19 protein-coding genes, 3 tRNA genes and 2 pseudogenes are annotated in these 19002 nt (G+C 44.8%); 15 read left to right on the forward strand and 9 right to left on the reverse strand.

The window, feature by feature from the left end; translation table 11 throughout:
• The first annotated feature begins 157 nt into the window (after nt 1–157).
• From QZ918_RS30055 to QZ918_RS30080, 6 genes are all read left to right on the forward strand, one after another.
• Nucleotides 158–409 (forward strand): TIGR02450 family Trp-rich protein, encoded by a 252-nt coding sequence (locus tag QZ918_RS30055; protein WP_293148905.1) that lies wholly within the window; start codon nt 158–160, stop codon nt 407–409.
• A gap of 66 nt (nt 410–475) precedes the next feature.
• Complete coding sequence (locus QZ918_RS30060) at nt 476–868, forward strand: hypothetical protein (protein ID WP_293342017.1); 393 nt, start codon at nt 476–478, stop codon at nt 866–868.
• Nucleotides 826–1146 carry a hypothetical protein gene (locus QZ918_RS30065; RefSeq protein ID WP_293342020.1) on the forward strand — a complete coding sequence of 107 codons (321 nt, stop codon included), beginning with the start codon at nt 826–828 and terminating at the stop codon, nt 1144–1146. Before QZ918_RS30060 ends, QZ918_RS30065 begins: the two co-directional genes overlap by 43 nt.
• 487 nt (nt 1147–1633) lie before the next feature.
• Nucleotides 1634–2485, forward strand: a complete 852-nt coding sequence (locus tag QZ918_RS30070) for an ABC transporter ATP-binding protein (protein ID WP_293342024.1) — start codon at nt 1634–1636, stop codon at nt 2483–2485.
• 234 nt (nt 2486–2719) lie between these two features.
• Complete coding sequence (gene scpB, locus QZ918_RS30075) at nt 2720–3235, forward strand: SMC-Scp complex subunit ScpB (RefSeq protein WP_293342027.1); 516 nt, start codon at nt 2720–2722, stop codon at nt 3233–3235.
• 42 nt (nt 3236–3277) lie between these two features.
• A complete protein-coding gene (locus tag QZ918_RS30080; protein ID WP_293342030.1) occupies nt 3278–3625 on the forward strand; it encodes a DUF760 domain-containing protein in 348 nt (115 codons plus the stop codon).
• Nucleotides 3626–3823: 198 nt separating this feature from the next.
• On the opposite strand, the gene QZ918_RS30085 is transcribed toward QZ918_RS30080, so the two are convergent.
• Both QZ918_RS30085 and QZ918_RS30090 read right to left on the reverse strand, forming a co-directional pair.
• Nucleotides 3824–5041, reverse strand: a complete 1218-nt coding sequence (locus QZ918_RS30085) for an HhoA/HhoB/HtrA family serine endopeptidase (RefSeq protein WP_293342033.1) — start codon at nt 5039–5041, stop codon at nt 3824–3826.
• A gap of 415 nt (nt 5042–5456) precedes the next feature.
• A complete protein-coding gene (locus QZ918_RS30090; protein ID WP_293148899.1) occupies nt 5457–5606 on the reverse strand; it encodes a hypothetical protein in 150 nt (49 codons plus the stop codon).
• A gap of 118 nt (nt 5607–5724) precedes the next feature.
• Here QZ918_RS30090 and QZ918_RS33190 point away from each other — a divergent pair, with 118 nt between their 5' ends.
• The gene (locus QZ918_RS33190) at nt 5725–5973 is read left to right on the forward strand and encodes a hypothetical protein (RefSeq protein WP_366863508.1); all 249 of its coding nucleotides are present in this window, start codon (nt 5725–5727) and stop codon (nt 5971–5973) included.
• Between the two features lies 1 nt (nt 5974).
• Here QZ918_RS33190 and QZ918_RS33345 read toward each other — a convergent pair.
• A pseudogene (locus QZ918_RS33345) lies at nt 5975–7295 on the reverse strand (transposase); the annotation flags it as partial.
• A gap of 122 nt (nt 7296–7417) precedes the next feature.
• Here QZ918_RS33345 and QZ918_RS30110 point away from each other — a divergent pair.
• Nucleotides 7418–7744, forward strand: a complete 327-nt coding sequence (locus QZ918_RS30110) for a M23 family metallopeptidase (RefSeq protein ID WP_367275471.1) — start codon at nt 7418–7420, stop codon at nt 7742–7744.
• A gap of 202 nt (nt 7745–7946) precedes the next feature.
• Here QZ918_RS30110 and QZ918_RS30115 read toward each other — a convergent pair.
• From QZ918_RS30115 to QZ918_RS30135, 5 genes are all read right to left on the reverse strand, one after another.
• Nucleotides 7947–8018: transfer RNA gene (locus QZ918_RS30115), tRNA-Thr, on the reverse strand.
• A gap of 71 nt (nt 8019–8089) precedes the next feature.
• Nucleotides 8090–8174: transfer RNA gene (locus QZ918_RS30120), tRNA-Tyr, on the reverse strand.
• A gap of 110 nt (nt 8175–8284) precedes the next feature.
• Nucleotides 8285–8425: a hypothetical protein gene (locus QZ918_RS30125; protein WP_293342039.1), complete on the reverse strand. Its 141-nt coding sequence runs from the start codon at nt 8423–8425 to the stop codon at nt 8285–8287.
• 135 nt (nt 8426–8560) lie between these two features.
• Nucleotides 8561–10378, reverse strand: a complete 1818-nt coding sequence (locus QZ918_RS30130) for an ABC transporter ATP-binding protein (RefSeq protein ID WP_293342042.1) — start codon at nt 10376–10378, stop codon at nt 8561–8563.
• 635 nt (nt 10379–11013) lie between these two features.
• The gene (locus tag QZ918_RS30135; protein WP_293148897.1) at nt 11014–11154 is read right to left on the reverse strand and encodes a hypothetical protein; all 141 of its coding nucleotides are present in this window, start codon (nt 11152–11154) and stop codon (nt 11014–11016) included.
• Nucleotides 11155–11374: 220 nt separating this feature from the next.
• On the opposite strand from QZ918_RS30135, the gene QZ918_RS30140 reads away from it, so the two are divergent.
• The 6 genes and pseudogenes from QZ918_RS30140 to QZ918_RS30165 all read left to right on the forward strand — a co-directional run.
• A tRNA-Gly gene (locus tag QZ918_RS30140) sits at nt 11375–11446 on the forward strand.
• Nucleotides 11447–12121: 675 nt separating this feature from the next.
• On the forward strand, nt 12122–12526 hold the full coding sequence (locus tag QZ918_RS30145; RefSeq protein ID WP_293148896.1) for a hypothetical protein: 405 nt from the start codon (nt 12122–12124) through the stop codon (nt 12524–12526).
• Between the two features lie 4 nt (nt 12527–12530).
• Nucleotides 12531–13796 (forward strand): glutamate-5-semialdehyde dehydrogenase, encoded by a 1266-nt coding sequence (locus QZ918_RS30150; protein ID WP_293148895.1) that lies wholly within the window; start codon nt 12531–12533, stop codon nt 13794–13796.
• Complete coding sequence (locus tag QZ918_RS30155; RefSeq protein ID WP_293342045.1) at nt 13783–13959, forward strand: hypothetical protein; 177 nt, start codon at nt 13783–13785, stop codon at nt 13957–13959. The genes QZ918_RS30150 and QZ918_RS30155 overlap by 14 nt, the downstream gene beginning before the upstream one ends.
• Before the next feature lie 474 nt (nt 13960–14433).
• Entirely contained in the window at nt 14434–15561 is a 1128-nt protein-coding gene (locus QZ918_RS30160; RefSeq protein ID WP_293342049.1) for a fatty acid desaturase family protein, read from the forward strand.
• Between the two features lie 489 nt (nt 15562–16050).
• Nucleotides 16051–16966, forward strand: a pseudogene (locus tag QZ918_RS30165) (IS701 family transposase); the annotation flags it as partial.
• A gap of 474 nt (nt 16967–17440) precedes the next feature.
• On the opposite strand, the gene QZ918_RS30170 reads toward QZ918_RS30165, so the two are convergent.
• Nucleotides 17441–18361, reverse strand: coding sequence for a transposase (locus tag QZ918_RS30170; RefSeq protein ID WP_293342052.1), 921 nt, complete (start codon nt 18359–18361; stop codon nt 17441–17443).
• An 85-nt stretch (nt 18362–18446) separates the two neighbouring features.
• Here QZ918_RS30170 and QZ918_RS30175 point away from each other — a divergent pair, with 85 nt between their 5' ends.
• Nucleotides 18447–18743 (forward strand): AAA family ATPase, encoded by a 297-nt coding sequence (locus tag QZ918_RS30175; protein ID WP_293342055.1) that lies wholly within the window; start codon nt 18447–18449, stop codon nt 18741–18743.
• The last annotated feature ends 259 nt before the right edge of the window (nt 18744–19002 follow it).

Below are 19002 nucleotides of genomic sequence, written 5' to 3' on the forward strand. Positions count from 1 at the left end.
CTCAGAAAGAGTAAGATGGGTGTAGCTCATGGGGGTGTCCTTTTGTTGTGGTAAACATTAGACTATCCCTGTGAGTCCCCCTTGGTCAAACTCCTGGGTGTTGCACTTCAGATTTGAACTGGCGTTGCTTTCTCATATATTTGCCAACAAAAATACTGTGCCGAAAAAACAAAAATTTCCTTATTTAGTTGGTTCCCGATGGACTTCTCACCAAAAAACTTGGGGGTGGCGGCACTTTCAAGTAGTCAACCGCAAAAACGAAGGTCAATGGGTTTTTGCCGAAATGGTGGCCGCTTGCGATCCAAATGTCCGTTTCTGGCTGAATGCCAAACAGCTCAAAGATCGATCGCTCTGGCAAGCTGGATGGCAGTCTACACAAGAATTAGAAGAATTAGAAGCGGCAGAGTAAAAGATAGCGCTTTGGGGGTAGAGTGAGGTAGAGATTAGTCATGGGCGATCGCAACAGGGTAAAGTAATGAAAAAAAAAGTTGTGTTCTTGGTGTGTTTGCTAATTAGTGCTGGATTGGGCGGTGCAGTTGGCGAAGAGTCGATCGCAATTCCAATTCTCTCTCCTCCCAATACTCTATCTGCCGATATTCCAACTCCCGCAGCCCAATTGTCCAACCTAGTCCTGACTTTAGAAGACTTACCTGCAGGTTTTGTAAATATGCCACCTGCGACCATGCAAAAACTGGTCAGCGGTCTCCAGATATTGAAACCAGCAAGCGTTTTTGCTTATAACAAAAACGACGACCAGCATTTTCAAATAATCCTAGGATTTACACAAAAACTGACCAACCAGATCGAGCGAAATTTGACGCAGATATGCGTGAAGATGTTTTTGCCAAAGAGTTCTCCAAAGGTTTAAACAGTAGTGGTAAGAATGAATATCAATTTACTAATCTTACTACTTTAACTTTAGAAGAAAAGATTGGGGAGGTATCGCGTGGGTGGACAAATCAAGGAAAAATACAAGGTGTGACGATGAATCTCGAAATCGCGGTATTTCGATGGGGAAAAATAGGAAGTTATCTGATGATTCTGTATGTTGATGGCAAGAAACCAGCTATAACAATGAGTTCAGTCGCACGCCAACTTGACAAGCGGATCGTGGAAATGACCCCTGACTTAACTCAACCGCAATAAGCGGGTAAGTAGGTGAGCGCTAAAAAACACAACTAGATTAAGAAATGTAAATCGCTAAAAGGCTTATATTTAAAGCGTTTCTGCTGCTTTACATAAGTTTACGTAGTTTGGTTTGATTGTGCCTACCTACTTAATGCCAGCGGTAAAAAAAAATTAGCCTGATAATTGAGGGTGAGACTAAGATTGGTTTCTCTAACAAGATTCTTCGTTAAGAATAGCATAAAAATTAGGTTTTTATGCTATTTTTAACGATGAGTGTTACCAGAAAATTTAGTCAATCGCACTTGTTGCTGGATCCAGAGATGATATCATGTCTGTTGAATTGCCCGCCATCAAATTTTGTCGTTTGGTTGGGGCAGGTTGATAGATATTGTGGATGTGAATCAGAGATTGTTACTAAACCGCCACAAGTATTATGGTTAATTGACCGGGCAAAATCTGGTCTACAAGCAAGAGATCGATCGCAATAATTGATACAAAAATACCTATGACTGCCGCTGTTTCCCTGCAAAATGCCTGCAAAATCTACAACAAAATTCCTGTTGTCAATAACCTTTCATTCACGATTGAAGCCGGAGAAATGTTCGGTCTTTTGGGCCCCAACGGTGCCGGAAAATCGACTACAATTCGGATGCTGACTACGCTGACTAAACCCACCAGCGGTCAAATTGAGGTAGCTGGATATGACGTGATGCGTCAAAGCTTGCAAGTTAAACAGTCCATCGGCGTTGTGCTGCAACAAACAAGCGTTGATAATGAGCTTTCTGTCTGGGAAAATATGGAGTTTCACGGGCGGATGCACCACATCCCCAACCCGAAACGGCAACAGTTGATTAAACAGTGGTTGGGATATGTAGAATTAGCAGAAAGACGGGATGATTTAGTCAAAACTTTGTCGGGTGGAATGAAGCGGAGGTTGCAAATTGCCCGATCGCTTTTGCATGAACCGGAAATCTTATTTTTGGACGAACCGACTGTAGGGTTAGACCCGCAAACGCGACGCAGGTTGTGGGAAATTATTCTAGATTTGAACAAGCAGGGGATGACTATGCTGTTGACGACGCATTATATGGATGAGGTAGAGTATTTGTGCGATCGCATCGGGATTATGGACGGCGGCAAGTTGATTCAATTGGGAACGCTAGCACAACTGCGGGAAGAACACGGTCAAGGGTTGGTGATGAAGCAAATAGGCGATCGCTGGGAATACAAGTTTTTCCCGACTTTGGAAGAAGCGAATTTTTATCTGGATGCGAAAGACGATAAGACTGGTATGATGGTTCGTCCTTCTAATTTAGAGGATATATTTGTAGAACTGACGGGCAGACAGTTAGATTGATGAATGTCTAATTGCTTTTTTCCGGTTCTCCTAGATAGCTCGATCCTTCTGAATTTAACGTCTCTATTGCTAAATTAGCAGAAAGAATTGGTTAAAAACCGCAAATCCGGGAGAAATTAAAATCAGACTATTCATTACTCCAATACTCGGACTTAAGGGAGAGGGCGGGCCCGCACCATCCACCGCCCCTACAAACTGTCAACTGTCAACTGTCAACTGTTAAAAAATTTCCCAATGACTCGTTTAGCCACAACAATAGAAGCCATACTTTACCTAAAAGGTCAGCCGGTGTCGCTCGTAGAGATTGCCGAGATTGCTAAGTGCGATCGATCGGAAGCCGAAGATGCGATTATCGAGCTCATGTCTGACTCATCCCATCGGGAGAGTGCCTTAGAAGTCGTCGAAACCCCGACGGGATACAGCCTGCAACTCAGAGATGAGTTTGCTAATTTAATGCAAACTTTAATACCCCCAGAATTAGGTGTTGGGGCTTTGCGAACGCTGGCGGCGATCGCCCTCAAAGGTGGCATCGCGCAGCCAGATTTAGTGAATTTGCGGGGTTCGGGGGCTTACCAACAAGTGCAGGAACTGGTAGAAATGGGTTTCGTGCGGAAACGAAAGCCAACGGATGGGCGATCGTACTGGCTACAAGTTACCGAAAAATTTCACCGGTATTTTCAAGTAGACCAATTGCCCAAACAATTACAACTTGACTTTCAGGCAAATTTGTACCCAAGCAATGATGAGTAATTTCAAGTAGAATGTAGCAAGCCAGAAATTAAGAATCGCCAAATGGTTTTTCACCCTGACTTTGACCAAAACAATGCCCAACAAACCGCAGTCAATCCACTTCTGAAGTACCTCCAACACCAATCCCCGGAGGTTCTAGCCCGCATCGCCAAGTCCGCCAGCCCAGAAATCAGAGAAATTATCTCTCATAACGTTCAAGGACTTGTCGGCGTACTGCCTTCAGACAATTTTAATGTCGAAATTACCACAGACCGCGAAAACTTAGCAGGTTTGCTAGCTTCAGCGATGATGACAGGCTATTTTCTCAGACAAATGGAGCAGAGGATGTACCTAGAAGAAAATTTAGCAAGCACGAGTTCGATTAAACCAAATCCTACCAAAGAAAAGTAAAAAGAGCGACGGGTTTGGCCAGCCAGAAAGATGAAAATTGTTGAGCAAATAAACATTCCTGGACAAACAGCGAATTAAGAAACCGGGTTTTTAATCTTATGTACCTGGCGATACAGGGAGGATTTTGGTGGCAAAACCCGGTTTTTGCGTCCAGGACTATCCAGCATCAAATTTATTTTTCAACTCCACCGCTTGAACTTAACCACCCGTGGGACTCCCCGATACGGGAAAAGCACCCGGACGTACTTTAATTTTCTGAACTTGACCGAAACGGTTAATTTCCAATTCGAGTTCTTTGCCCACAGCAGTGTTTTCCACCCGTTCTTGTACGTCCCCGGGAGTCTTGACTTCAATTCCGTCAATTTTTTGAATGACATCTCCAGCACGCAAGTCGGCTTGTCTGGCAGGGGAATTTTCCACGACTCTCGTCACAGCTACGCCTCGATCGATCGTAATTTTATTTTCGAGTTGTTTGTTGACTTCTACCTTGGTGGCGGGAGTCAAGCTGAGCATTTGAATCCCCAAATAAGGATGTTCGGCTTTCCCTTTGGCGAATAACTGATCGGAAACTCGTTTGGCGGTTTCAATCGGAATTGCAAATCCCAAGCCTTGAGCGTCGGCGCGAATGGCGGTATTGATGCCAATTACTTCGCCTTGGTCATTCAATAGCGGGCCGCCGGAATTACCGGGGTTGATGGCGGCGTCGGTTTGGATGAACCTAACTCGTTTGTCGGGGATGCCGACTTGGGAACTGGTTCTACCTGTGGCGCTAATAATGCCCACAGTGACAGTATTGTCGAGCCCTAAAGGATTGCCGATCGCGATCGCCCACTGTCCGGGTACAATATTGTCCGATCGACCCAAAACCACCTGCGGGAGTTCCTTGGCATTAATTTTCACAACAGCAACATCCGTCAGCGGATCGACGCCCTGCACCTTACCCTCAAACTCGCGGCCGTCTTTGAGCGTCACCTTAACAGTATCCGTCCCGGAGACGACGTGAGCATTAGTCACAATGCGGCCGTCAGAAGTAAGAATAAACCCAGAACCGGTACCGCGCCTGACTCGTTCTTCCGGCTTGGGCAAATTGTCCCCAAAAAATCGGCGAAACAAAGGATTGTTGAAAGCTTCGGGGACTTGATTCGTTACCTTAGCCGAAGCATCAATCCGCACGACAGCAGGGCCGATTTTTTCGGCTGCTTCAGCAATAAAATTGGGATTGCTGCGATCGACTGGGCGATTTTCCTGAACGGGAGGAGACACATAAGAGGGGATTTGCTGGCGCACCACGGGCAAAACTGATCCGGTTTCTGGATTGTTTGAGCCTTGTAGATAGCGATTCCCCAACCATCCGATGCCTCCCCCAACAGACAGCAAAGTGACATAAAGGGTCAACTGCTTAAAAGATAAACTCATAAAAGCACTCGGTAAGTGAGAAACTCAGAGACTTCAGTCCTGAGAGAGAAACGACCCGGCGGTTTCAACCGCCTTGAATCCCCTTGCGGGGTAGAGGGGTATGGTTGCCCCTCTGGCGAGGATGGTTGTCCTCAATCTCCCTTTCGGGGTAAAGTTAGCTTCGCCAATGTTATAAAGGCTTGTCAGGCTAGCAGCACTGCCTCAGTGACTTTAAGGCTGTTTAACTACTAGCGACAGAGCAAGGGACTAGCTTCGCATCCCAGGGTGTCGTGACCTAAATAACGTAGCCAGTTAAGGCTTAGGCTGGTCAATATAGCTTGCTAGATTTCTCTTACAAGCTCAGTGGCTTGAGCCCTGAGTTACTGACATTTAAAAACTCCCGCTGAATACCTCATCCCCGCAGACACCTTCGGCATCAAGTATTTTTGTCTTGGCGACGGGAAGGAAGCGGGGCGGGGCGTACCGCTTCCTCAAGAATATAGCTGTTAGCAACCAGGCGCAACACGGGCATCACGGGCAAAAATTGCCTGATTTGCCAAGAGCGACAAAAACTAATAATTCTCATCCTAACTTGGCTTAGCCTGGGATTTATAGTCTAGGGTACGGCTGGAGTTTTCAAATAAGCCTTTTCACTCGGCTCAAAAATTGTCAATTGTCCGAATGAATACTTTTTTCTGCACGCAATGAGTTCTAAACGCCTATTTTTGGTCATTTATGCATTGATTTGCTCGATCGCCCCTGTTGACAAAACGGCGGCAAATCTTCCTCCCGGCGCACCTTTGGAAAACCCGAACCCCGCCCGCGATTGCCTGGGGCCGGCCTTGGATCGATCGCGCCGCCACATCGCTCTCCAGGGCGAAACGTTGACAAACCTCTGCCTAAAGGCAAGAGGATTCTTGCTTCACAGGGATTCCGACGAATTTACTTGCTAGCAAGCATCTTGACCGTATGCCCTACGGCTGCAAGTCCTCTAATTAGAACTAAAGCGAGCTGCTGCAACATCTCTATCGGTTGTGTAACCGCAATTTGAGCAATTATGAGTACGTTCAGAAAGCTCTTTTTTGCCTGTTGCGACACCGCAATTTGGACAAATCTGACTCGTTTTCTTCGCATCCACTTTTTGGAAGTACACCCCACGTTTCCAACAGGTTTGTTCCAAAATCGTGAAAAATTGACCCCATCCAGCGTCTAAGCAGTGCTTGCCCAGCATCCCTCTGGATAGTCCAACTAAATTTAAGTCCTCAACGAATACCATCCCCACATCATTGCAAATTTGATGAGAGATTTTGCGATACCAATCTGAGCGACAATTAGCCACGTATTCGTGCAAAAGAGCAACTTTTTTCTGAGCTTTCCGCCAGTTATTTGAGCCAATGCGCTTTTTACTTACACGTTTTTGCAGCAATTTCAGCTTGCGTTCTGCCTCTATAAAAAACCTTGGCCGCTTGACTAAAAGACTGTTAGAAGTTGCTATGAAATTCGTTAGTCCGACATCGATTCCCAGGGGATTTCCGTGTGGCATTACCTCGGGAATTTTTACGTCCCATGCAACGGTCAGCATTACATACCAGCCGGATGCACGATTTACCACCCGTGCCTGCTTAATAATTCCACCATCGGGAATTGCTCGGGATTGCCAAAATTTTACCCAGCCAATTACAGGCAGTTTCACACTACTATTTTGAATTGGGTTTGAACTTAGTTGTGGAAACACAAAAGACCTCATCGCTCCCCTTTTTTTGAATCGGGGAAATCCGTGATTTTGTTCCCACAATACTTCGGACATTTTTAGATCTAAGGAGAGTATCTCAAACCCTTGATGGCTATAGGGATGAGTATTTTTTCAATGTTTGAGTCTAGCCCGGAGTTTCAAAAAAACATTAAAAATGCCAGGGCTTACGCTGTAACGCTTACAGAGTCGTTAAAAAACTGTCCGAAGTATTGTTCCCACATACTTACAAATGACTTTTCTAGTCTACGCAGCACTTGTTGTAAAGCTTGAGCATTGATACGTTGTAATGCAGGGCTGGTTTTCCTGTATGCAGTTAAGGCTTTACATTGAGTTGAGTAAGTTGGTCTGGGTGTGTCAGCTCTGATGATGAATTCCGAGCGCAGGGAACAAGCGTCAATCCGACATTTTCGCGAATTATACCAATCTTTACGTTCTTGCAGGGCATAATTATAGACCTTGCGACATTGTTCCAACCAATCCTCAAATATTGCTACTTGTGTTTTTGTTGGTTTTAGCTTGAATTCATAAGTCAGATTGAACACTTGCATCACCTCCTTGTTTGATTTTACCGAATTTCTACAAAATGGCAAAAGGATTTATAGAATAAAGTCGTCCTGGAAGGACGAGGCTCTAACCCCCTAATTTTGGTAGATTTTTTGGCTGCGGAGGGTACGCAGGTTTTGGCGGCGGGCGGAGGGACTGTCGCCTTTGCCGGGCCGCAGGGGGATTACGGGAATTTGGTTGTGGTGAACCATCAAGCGGGGAAGCAAACGCGCTACGCTCATTTAAGAGATGTTGTAGTGAAAGTCGGTCAAAAAGTGCGATCGCCAGAAGTTTTGGGAAGCGTGGGGATGACTGGAAAACGGGACATTCCCCAAGCTCATTTACATTTTGAAGTTCGGTACAATTCGGGTTCGGGTTGGGTGGCGGAAGATCCGCTGCTTTATTTGCAAGCGACTGTTAAAAAATAAAATTAAAAAACATAGGCCGTTGAACACACAATTCAACCGCCAATTCTGTTTTTGTCTCACATAATTTACAAACAAAAATGGGTTTAAAGCCTCATCCTTCGAGGGGGAAATAAAACAAAATTATTCACTGTTTCATTCCTCGGACTTATAGGTAGAGGTATATCTAAAACTGTCAACTGTCAACTGTCAACTGTTGAATCCAAGCCCGTGGCGAGATTTGAACTCGCGACTTCCTCCTTACCAAGGAGGTACTCTACCCCTGAGTTACACGGGCATAAAAGATTAAAAATGTTAAATTAAAATGTTTGACTTTTAATTTTTAACTTTTAACTTTTATGTGAATTGTGGTGGGCCGGGCTGGATTTGAACCAGCGTAGGCGTAGCCAGCGGATTTACAGTCCGCCCCCATTAACCGCTCGGGCACCGACCCATTTGTACCCACAGTTAAACATCCTAGCAGATTCTTCTTTTTCTGCAACATGACATTTAAAAGTTTAATCATTCAAGGCTGAACACATAAGTCATATCGCGTCCGGTCGATTACCATAACAAAAACAGTTGGCGCGTGTAAGTCCTCCGCACTACGGCGGGAAAGCGGACTGAAGTCCGCACTACGAACCTTAACAGTTGGCGCGTGTAAGTTCTCCGCACTACGGCCGGAAAGCGGACTGAAGTCCGCACTACGAACCTTACAAGAAACCGGGTTTTTTACCGAATCTGAGGGTTGCAACGACTATTTTGCTAAAAACCCGGTTTCTGGCCACGTGTCCATCTAGGATTCTTATAGCACCGGAAGTCTGGGCTCAGCAGAAATTGTTAATTTAGTAATTCGCCGGTTTCTTGCAGTTTGTGCAGGCGACGGTAAATGCCTTTTTGGTTCAAGAGTTCGTCGTGGCTGCCAACTTCGACGATTTTACCGCCGTCGAGTACGACGATCGCATCGGCTTCGCGAATTGTACTCAGGCGGTGGGCGATAATTATGGTGGTGCGCGTACCCAAGATGTTCTGCATGGCTAGCTGGATCGATCGCTCCGACTCATAATCCAAACTAGAAGTAGCTTCGTCAAAGACTAACACGTCCGGCTCCACTAACAGCGCCCTAGCAATGCCCAACCGCTGCCGCTGACCGCCAGATAACCGCATTCCCCGCTCCCCGACAACGGTATAGTAACCTTGGGGCAACAAGTTCACAAACTCATCAACTCTGGCGATGCGACAAGCTTCTTCAACCTGGGCGAAAGTTGCTTTCGGGTTGCCGTATGTCAAATTATCTAGCAAAGTACCGTTAAACACGTCTACTTCTTGGTGGACAATGGCTAAACGCTTGCGGTAGCCAGTGACATTTAAACTGGAAATATCCTCGCCGTCGATCAGAATGCGCCCGGAGTTAGGCTCAAAATATCGAAACAGCAGTTTCACTAATGTTGATTTCCCCGAACCAGATCGCCCGACTAATGCTACAGTCTGACACGGATGAATCAATAAATTGATATCCTGCAAAACTGGCTTTTCGCGATCGTACCCGAATGTCAGCCCGCAAAACTCAATTTTGCCACTAAATTTATAAGGCGACGCGGATGCAGCATTTTCTGTTAAATTCACCGCATCAACACCGTCTGGTAACTGCATAAACTCATGGAAGCGGATCATTGAAGAATAGCGGCGGGCAAATAATTCGGCGATAATACTAATCGGGCGCAGTTGCGAATAGGCCATACTTGCTAAGGTGTAAACCGTAACAAAATATCCCAGAGATATTTTACCTGCGACTGTTGCTGCTAGACTAAAACCGAGAACTGAAAACAGGCAAAGCTGGACGATTGTTTGTCGGTATGTCCCGAGGATGACGTATCCTTTGTGAATGCGGTGAATTACAACTTTCAACTCGCGATCGAGTCTGGTTGTTTGCTTTTTTAGTTCGTTTGTTTCAGTGGCAAAAGCTTTGACTGTTTTGATATTTGTGATAATTTCTGAGTTGCGACTTTCGGTATCTTCAATGTATTCATCCAGAATTTCTTCGCGCCGAGTCAGCCCTTGGAGGCCTTTGAGGGTAAAACTGAGGATAAATACGAAGGAAATTGAAATTAATAAGCCGATGCGCCATTCAATTAACCAAATAACTGCAAAAATGCCGATTAAGCGGACGACTTCTGGGATGAATTCAGCGGCAATTTCTGGGTATGTCCAAGTCTGGTTGGCGATGCCTTTGGCGATGCGACTGGAAATTCGTCCGGCGTTGTTTTCGTCGTAGAATTCTAAGGGTAAGGTGAGCATTTTGCCGATCGCTCCTTTCATCCAATCCCGCCTTGCTCTCAACGGTACTACCCAATGGAACCAATTTCCCATCCAAAGTTCTATGGGTGCTTTGGCGACTGTTACCAGAAAAATCAAGCCCAGCAAGACGGATAGCGATAAGATCTTGCTGGGTGACTGCTGGGTAAGTGAGGCGATCGCTGCGATCGATTTTTGCGTTATTGTGTCTGTAGGTCGATCGGACAATACATTTAAGAGTTGCCCGATCGCGTAGGGTACAGCTAAATCCGCGATCGCAAACAGGCTGGATGCACCGATGCTCAGAGCTGAGATTTGACTGTAGCGGGTGTAGTATTTAAGGATGTCCCGAAAACTTGCCATAAATTTCTGTTGCGATACAACCCTTGCAAACACTTGAGTCTGATAACTGCGCGCGATGGCGCTTGAATTACAAGTATACTACAAAAGTAGGTCTTCGGGGAAATCGATCGAGAAAATCTGAAGCAGCTCAGCTCGTTTAGGGTGCGATCGCAGATTTGAGATAAATATTATTGGGAAGGGGCAATCGAATGAAGCAGATCGATCGCCAGCGATGATATTTCAAGGGTTGAGACAAAAACAGAAAACCACCGACTAACGCAGATTAACGCAGATAGTCTCAAGAAGAGCGATCGAATTAATGCACTGTCGAACTTAGTTGTGGTGTCGCAGAAGTCCTTGTAATGGTACTTTTGGGCAGTAATTGATTGAGGGCGACACACAAGTATTTTTGGCGTTGCTGCTGCAATGGTATGAACGACTGAATATGAAAAAATGAAACAAGCGAGTCAATCAATATAGCTGAGTTTTCAAGTTATCGATTTTCATACCTTGATTAAGCAACGCCGTATTTTTTCACGGTGTCCCTGCTGGCAGTCACCCCACTCGAAAGGGCAAAAAAATACAGAAGACAGAATTCCCTAAAAATTCTGTCTTCTGTGACTAAAGCTTTCTAATTTTTAGGTTTGAGCAGCGTGTTAGCTGAAGGCGTAGGCTGATTGCAGCGCCCACCAGATTAGGATGCCGATGCCGCCACCAATGACGATCGCTGAAATGGCGATCGCGATCGGGCTGTCAGCTCCCTTGAACTTCATGATTCCGCGATTTAAGTCTGACATGAGCAGTGTTCTCCCACAATTGCAGCTTGATTGTAGCTTTGCCCTCGGCGGATCGCGGTCAAAAGCACTGCAATTACTGATTTTTTTAACAATCTACTTGCTGCAATTTCAGGCGGGGTGAGGCATTCGGGTGCGCCCCAGCGAGTTTATGAAAAAAACTTACAAAAAACACTTGACAAATTCCGAGCAGTGAGGCAATATTATTAATACCGCAGCAAATGCGGGTGTAGCTCAGTGGTAGAGCGTCACCTTGCCAAGGTGAATGTCGCGCGTTCGAATCGCGTCACCCGCTTTTAAAAATCAAGAACACCAGGGAGACTAACCCGGAAAGTATAGCGAGAAGATATCGCATATACCCCTAACGGTTGTTGAAAACACCTAGGTTAATGGTAAAATTGATTAGATAACTGGCAAGTCACAATAGCCGATCGGGCGATAGATCGAAACAGGTAGTTAAAAGCCTCGACTGGGCAGAATTGACCGGGAAGCGAGACTCAAGCTCCTGACTTTAGGTATGGGGAAATTCGATAGCGGTTTCAACCGTCTTGAAGATTTCTTTAGGTATTTTTTACAGAGTTAATCAAAAGTTGATGTTATCATCAAAAATATCGAGTAAGAATAACCACCTGCGTGTTGAAACATCCTGAGTTGGGAGCAATCCCTGCAACGGGCATATTCGGCCCATATCCGAAACAGCTCTCATTGCGAATAATGGCAGGATGTTGAGCCTACCGTACCTGTTGGCTAGTGATGGCAGGACGAAATAAAAAAAAACAAAAGTATACGGAATGTTTGAAGAAATTCAAACTGAGTTAGTAGCGGTGGCTTGATAACGCCGAAGACAAGCCCGACTTTGGACTATTCAAGAATCCCCGTCTATGACTCGGGTTCGGGAGTATCACAAGTTTGATTAAATGGATATGTTAACGATTATTTTTGCAAAAACGCTTTTTTTATCCGATCGCTCGTGCCATCTCAAAAAGCTCCCAAAATTGACTTAAACGATGAGTACCCGTGCCCTTGCCGGCGCCGCGGCCGTCTCGTACCCATAACGCTGACAGAAGCCTTTGGCTGCAACCGCTGTCAGCAAATATTTGTATTGGAGGAAAACGGACACGTCATCGAGCAACTATCAACGAACTATCCTTACAAGCAGGCTTGGCGGTGGACAGGCAACCAGTGGCACAGAGCACATCCGGGTTTGAAGGCGCACTACTTGCCCCTAGCCCTGGGGATGATTTTGGTGCCTCTATTGATTTGGCTGCCCCTGGCGCTGCACTCACCGGGCCCGAATATTATTCTGTGGGCAATGGTCGCTGTGCTGTTAGCAATGCTGCCGGCGCTGATGGTATGGCTGGCTTACAGGCGTTAGTTAAATGATAATAGAGGATTTTAGTCATTCATCAGAGGGGGCCAATGTCGCCCGCCGCGCTTATCAGGCTTCTTTGGAATTGGCGGCAACCAAAAGTACGGATCGCGCTGCTGCTTTGCAGGCAATGGCGATCGCACTCAAACGCCGACAAAATGACATTTTAGAAGCCAATACTCTGGATTTAGAAGCGAGTCGCGACATGGCGATTCCCGACTTAATTGTAGACTGGCTGAAGCTGACGCCGGAACGGATCAAGACAACTGTCCAAATTTTGCAACGGTTGGGGGAAATGCCCGATCCAATTGGCAGGGTGATCAATGCTTCTTATCAAGTCGATCGCTGTCAGGTGTACTGTCAGTCTCTGCCGCTCGGGGCGATCGCGCTTATTTACGAGGCATTTCCAGAATTCGGCGCGATCGCGGCCGGTTTGTGTCTCAAAAGCGCTAACAGCTTGATTCTCAAAGGTGGCAGCGAAAGCTGGCAAACTAATGCTGTAATTGGTGAAGCTTTGGTTTCGGCGATCGATGAGGTCGGTTTGCCGTCAGGATGTTTGCAGGTATTGCCGCCGGATCGGGGCGCTTCGATCCGCGATTTGGTAACTCAAGACCAATATCTCAATTTAATTATTCCCTACGGTAGACCGAGTTTGGTGCAGCAGGTGGTAAGGCTTTGTACGGCACCGGTGTTGCGATCGGCAATGGGCAATTGTTACCTTTATTGGTCGCCGACTGGTAGTTTGGAGATGGCAAGGTGGATGATTTTGGACAGCCATCAAAGTGTGCCCGATCCGGTAAACGCGATCGAGAAAGTATTGATCGATCGCAACCAAAAGCATTCTTCCTTAGTCAGGCTGTGGAACAGTTTAAAAGAAAAAGGCTTTCAAATTACCGCAGATGCGGATCTTGTCGCAGATTTCCCAGACTTGAAGCTGGCGGAACCCTACGAGTGGACTCAACCGTATTTAAACAAAACCATCGCGTTTAAAGTTGTTGATAGTTTGGAAATTGCGATCGGCTGGATTAACCGCTACAGCAGCGGCCACGCTGACGCGATCGCCACTGAATCTTATTTAGAAAGCCGCCAATTTGCTCTGGATGTTAACAGCGCCTCAACTTTTATTAATGCCTCGCCTCGGTTTTGGCGCTATCAAAATCGGGGAGATGCAATTTTTCTGGGAATGTCCAACCAAAAAGGCTATCGTCGGGGATTGATCGGGCTAGATACGCTGACAACAATTAAAGAAATTGTTCAAGGTAATGGAGAATTTTAGCTCAGTTATCTTTGGCAGTTTGGCTGTTGAATTAATACCAACCCTAAAAAATATTCCCACTACCGAAATTAGAGCATTTCATCTGTATGCCAACGGCACAGTATGGTGTCCAGCCGGAGTTGTGGAAATGACAGATAATATCGTGTCCGGTCGATTACCATAACAAAAACCGTTCGTAGTGCGGACTTTAGTCCGCAGTATGTTGCGGACTTTAGTCCGCACGTGCGTTCCTTACGTATTGCAGTCAATCGACCGGACACGATATAATTTATCGATAATAATATCAAGATTTTATGAAATAGGCATTAATTTAAGGATATAGCAATCCTCAATGATTCAGATAAATTTGTAGGGTAGTTCCCCGTTCCTACCCATTATCTATCGGGCAACCCGCTCTTAAAGAATTCCTACAATAATTATGCAAATGATTTAGGATTGCTATAGTATTGTTCCAGACGCCGAGCCAAGCATCTTGTTTTTACAGCGAATATGACTTAAAAAAAATATATGACACATATAAATGTCAGGTAACTATCATCAATAAAAGATTTTATAAAATCAATTAATTCCCAAAGGTGATATACTAATAAATGTCAAAAAAACAATCTGACTAACATTTTGGTGTGATTAGCAAACAATGAATTCAGAAAAAATTCTCATTTCTTTAGACGAGACTGTCGATCGCGAAACGCTAATTCACCAATCGGCTTATGTTAAAAAATTGCGTCCGCTACTGCCACCAAATGCCTTTGAACCAGATCCTAGCAAATTAACAATCCTGTTAATCAATCTGGGAATTTTATTGCTGGGATGGGGAATTGCCGACTACCTCGATCGCTGGCCTGTCTACCTTTTAGGGCTTTACTTGCCTTTGGCTGCGATTATGGGCAATAGTATCATAGTTTTGCTATTTAGCTCCCACGATCTGATGCACGGCAGCGTTCAGAAAAAATCCCGGCTGACTTATTCGATCGCCTTTTTAGGCCTAAGTATGCTATTGATGCCACCTACTCAGTGGAAATCGCTGCACAACCTCGTACACCATAGTACCACCAATTCCTTAGCAGACCCCGATCGCAATTACCTGTTCCAGCAACCGGATACTTGGGGCAAATGGATTCAAAATCTCTTTGTACCGTCGGTGGAAGTCAGTCCCCTGTGGTTCATTGTAGGCATGGCTGGATCGTGGTTGGTGCATAACTTCCGCAACGTGTCATCGGTATTGTTATTCAACGATAAATCTGTGGATTACGTGCCCGCTGCGTTTACCGTTAGTCCGAAAGATCGATTGACGATCGCCCTGGAATGTCTCGGAATTTTGGGAATTCATCTGGGCGTCTTGTTTTACCTAGATTTTAACCCGATTAAAGTTATTCTGGCATACATTTTGCCGATCGCACTTGGTCATGCGGGCGCAATGTTTTACATCTATACCAACCACATGGGTTGTCAAATGACCAGCATTAATGACCCGCTGATCAATAGTGCTTCGCTGCGGGTTCCTAAAATATTTGACCTGCTGCACTTAAATTTTTCTTACCATACAGAACACCACATTTTCCCCAGCATTAACTCCGACTATTACCCGATGGTGCAAGAGTTGTTAAATGTTCACTATCCCGATCGAATGAATTTAATCGATGCTGGGGAAGCTTGGCGGTTGCTGATGGAAACGCCCCGGCATTATAAAGATGAAGTTACCTTCACTGATTCCTTAGGAAAAATGTCCGTTAATTGCAGTATTCTCGAAGAATATAAGGGCTAATTTAACCATGTCAAAAATCCGTAGGTATGCACTGCATACCTACGGATTTTTGAAATTTATATAATGTCGTAAGATTGGTTTTATAGTGCAATACGGTTGACTTACAGCTTTTTGATGAATTTAGGAATGAGAATTAAATAACTTACAATTTAATGGTTCGTGGGATGGGCGGGACGCCCGTCCCGGAAATACGGGCGGGACGCCCATCCCGGAAAGACGGGCGGGGCGCCCATCCCACTTTCTTTGTGTAAATTATTTAATTTGCGATCCTTACGAGCGCGATTTTATAGGAATACAGGCATTTTTACCAAATCTGATTGGTCTTAAGTCAACTATATTGCAATACGGTTTACTTAACACTTTTTATGCCCCGGAGATCCCCGTCGCATCCCCCGAACCAAGGGGGACTTAACGGAACTTAAACAGAAAATACGATAAAAATAGATTATAATACTTACATAGCAAGCATATAACGTTAAAAAATGACCCATGAAAGAGACAACCCCTGCCGCGATGCCCCCCTGCTTCGATAGATGGTGTCAAAGATTTGACGATATTTTTGGTCATCTTGCCCAAAAACGAGAGTTTAGGAACTATTTAGGGGGATTATTGGGAGAAAGTGAACGAAAAAACCTGTCGCAGATGGCAGAAAATGCTGTGGCGAGTAACTTACCACAAATTACATCATTTTTTAACAACAGCGCCTTGGTCATTCAATTCCCTCAATGAACGTCGGCTAGAGGTAATGAATCAGTGTAATCAAACCAAGATTAGTCGAGGATTCAGCCTAATAATAGATGATTCAGGACACAGAAAAAGTGGTAACTTTACCGACGGTGTAGGCAGACAATACATCGGACAAATCGGAAAAACAGACAATGGGGTAGTAGTAGTTACGAGTCATCTATATGATGGCAAAAAGAGCCTGCCATTAGATATTGAATTATATAAAAAAGCCGACTCATTACCCTCCGGAAAAGATGACCCAGAATTCAAAAAAAAGCCAGAAATAGCCATAAATTTAATCGACAAAACCTTAGCTAGAGGCTATAAACCAGGAATAGTCTTGATGGATGCAGGGTATGGTAACAACACCAGTTTTTTACAAGAATTGGAAAACCGAAAACTAAAATATATCGGAGGACTTGCCAAGAATCGCAAAGTAATAATTCAAAAAACAGTAGATAAAACAGAAGAGATTCGAGTAGATAATTTAGCGAAAAGCTTACCTGTAGAGGCTTTCACAAAAATTCAACTCTCTTTAGAACGACCGAGAACAGTATGGGTAGCAATTCAAGTCGTCGAATTATCAAAATGCACGGGTAAGAAAGTAATGGCTATCGTCATGAATGCAGAAACTTTCGATACCGCCACTGAAATAGATTATTTGATGACTAACTGTAGTTTAGACTAAAAAATGAGCGCAGCTAAAAGTAGCCACCTTTGAATCTCAGGCAAGCTGCTGCTCAAAAACTCAAGAGGGAGAAGATTAAATAACTAATCTTGAAGACTTTTTACGTCGGGAAACCCGTTTTTTCACAGTGGGATATCGCGGTGCTACCGTCCGTACCCTTCCTTTTTCCCAACCGGGGGATTTTCCCCTATGTGCCGGGGATTTTTGCGGGAGTACCAATGTCAACTAAAAGCGAAAACATTGATTGTGCAACACGTCCAGGGGTTAAATTGATAGTAGCAGATTGCCAAGGAAGTCTATTCTCGATTACTAAATCCCTAGCTAGCCACAGTTGCCAACTCATCAAGGGCATTAAATCACTCCAACGTTCAGATTGTTCAGGAGTTCTCAAGTTAGGCAATGTCCAATACAATCTTTGCGAATGCAAACCTATACCAATGATCGACTCCAAAGCGTCGTAAATATTTAAACCGGCACAGTTTCTAAAGGGAGAGTTCGTTTTCCAACCCAAGCCAACCATAAGGGTGGAAACGGTTGACCGTTTGACATGGGCTTCATTCTTTCCACCAGGATTAAATTGACTTTTTGTCCAGGGGCGCGATAAAAATGCAAGTCAATCCATTGTTTGACTCGGACTTTTCCCAAATCTGGATGTTCATCAATTTCAATCTCTGTATTCGTTTGAAGCCATGTGGTTGGGTCATTGAGTCTCATTTTTTGACCATGTTTGGGTGGTCTACCGCGACCACTATATGCTGGTGGTGCTGACCATAAGCAGGCATTTTTTCGGACTCTCATTAAGCAATCAGCTTGAATGGACGCTTCTGTTAGTGCCAGTACCCAGCTTGCATTCCCATATTCTCGATCTAAAACTGCTAAAACTGGATTGACACTCTGTTCACAGACAAGTTTGAGTTGGGAAGCTGCTTGAAGTATTGGTGAAGACCCGCTACTAATTCGTTCATGGAGCAGGGGTAATACCCAACTTCCTTTTTCTTCAGGTACCCACGCAATTGTACTGTACCCCTGTCCGACTATTACACCCCTTTGATATTCATGGGTTCTGTCTTTTAATGTTTTGGCATCTCGTCTCTCCCATGCAGTGTGGTCGATTGCCACTAATATGTGTTCTGCTGGGGGTGCTTCTTTCTGTAATTGCTTCAGATACAACTCCATCAGTTTTTTTCGGTCTGGCCTACAGTCTTGCAAGGCTTCATAGATGCTTGGCCATTGACGATTGAATAATGGATTGAGCGAAAATTCCGCCAAACAGGCTGCATTCCTGGTGGTCATCACTGCATCCATCAGCTCGAATGTTGCATCCTTGGCGAGTACCAATAACTCGTATGCTGCTTGACGAAAGTTCTTTAATCGTTCACTGTTCATTTAAGGAGTGGATAGGTTTTATTTTTCACCCTCATTCTCTCCTAGCGCGGTGGCTCTAGTTCTTCTTTTGCCACCGTTCTCATCTTTGGTTAGTCTAAACTACAGTAAACAGCGATCGCGGGAATACATGAAATCGGGATGTTCTTTTGTGTGGAATGCCACCAATACGACTAAACAAATGCGCCAGCAATTAATTAATTTTTTTGCTGGTTATCGAGCGCGTATTCGGATTGTTTATTTGGAAGTTCCCTTGGAGGAAATCTTGCGCCGGAATCGTGAGCGCGCAGCAGCAGTCCCAGAAGCGGTAATTCAACGATTGGCTAATCGCCTGGATATCCCAGATATCACCGAAGCGCATCAAGTCGATCGAATTGCGGGCTAGATATTTGTTGAATATTTAGGTACGTTGTTGCGCTTGGGCGCTCTTTCCTAAGATTATAAAGAGCGCCCAAGCGCAACTACATACCTTGATTAATAGGTACGTTGTTGCGCTTTAGCGCTCTTTCCGGAGATTACAGGGCGAACGCATCTAAACTTTATATTAACAGAATATGGTATATTGGAGAAGAATTGTTGAGTAACTACAAAATATTTAATTAGGGTTTACCTGTATGAAACTCAAACCTAAAATCACCATCGCC

This window comes from Microcoleus sp. CAWBG58 (assembly GCF_020883045.1).
Classification (GTDB): Bacteria; Cyanobacteriota; Cyanobacteriia; order Cyanobacteriales; family Microcoleaceae; genus Microcoleus.

What these genes read in the sequence shown, in the direction of transcription:
- QZ918_RS30060 (WP_293342017.1), top strand. Translation starts at nt 476, where the DNA reads ATGAAAAAAAAAGTTGTGTTCTTGGTGTGTTTGCTAATTAGTGCTGGA.
- QZ918_RS30065 (WP_293342020.1), top strand. Translation starts at nt 826, where the DNA reads ATGCGTGAAGATGTTTTTGCCAAAGAGTTCTCCAAAGGTTTAAACAGT.
- QZ918_RS30070 (WP_293342024.1), top strand. Translation starts at nt 1,634, where the DNA reads ATGACTGCCGCTGTTTCCCTGCAAAATGCCTGCAAAATCTACAACAAA.
- scpB (WP_293342027.1), top strand. Translation starts at nt 2,720, where the DNA reads ATGACTCGTTTAGCCACAACAATAGAAGCCATACTTTACCTAAAAGGT.
- QZ918_RS30080 (WP_293342030.1), top strand. Translation starts at nt 3,278, where the DNA reads ATGGTTTTTCACCCTGACTTTGACCAAAACAATGCCCAACAAACCGCA.
- QZ918_RS30085 (WP_293342033.1), bottom strand. Translation starts at nt 5,041, where the DNA reads ATGAGTTTATCTTTTAAGCAGTTGACCCTTTATGTCACTTTGCTGTCT.
- QZ918_RS30090 (WP_293148899.1), bottom strand. Translation starts at nt 5,606, where the DNA reads ATGAGAATTATTAGTTTTTGTCGCTCTTGGCAAATCAGGCAATTTTTG.
- QZ918_RS33190 (WP_366863508.1), top strand. Translation starts at nt 5,725, where the DNA reads ATGAGTTCTAAACGCCTATTTTTGGTCATTTATGCATTGATTTGCTCG.
- QZ918_RS30130 (WP_293342042.1), bottom strand. Translation starts at nt 10,378, where the DNA reads ATGGCAAGTTTTCGGGACATCCTTAAATACTACACCCGCTACAGTCAA.
- QZ918_RS30135 (WP_293148897.1), bottom strand. Translation starts at nt 11,154, where the DNA reads ATGTCAGACTTAAATCGCGGAATCATGAAGTTCAAGGGAGCTGACAGC.
- QZ918_RS30150 (WP_293148895.1), top strand. Translation starts at nt 12,531, where the DNA reads ATGATAATAGAGGATTTTAGTCATTCATCAGAGGGGGCCAATGTCGCC.
- QZ918_RS30155 (WP_293342045.1), top strand. Translation starts at nt 13,783, where the DNA reads ATGGAGAATTTTAGCTCAGTTATCTTTGGCAGTTTGGCTGTTGAATTA.
- QZ918_RS30160 (WP_293342049.1), top strand. Translation starts at nt 14,434, where the DNA reads ATGAATTCAGAAAAAATTCTCATTTCTTTAGACGAGACTGTCGATCGC.
- QZ918_RS30170 (WP_293342052.1), bottom strand. Translation starts at nt 18,361, where the DNA reads ATGAACAGTGAACGATTAAAGAACTTTCGTCAAGCAGCATACGAGTTA.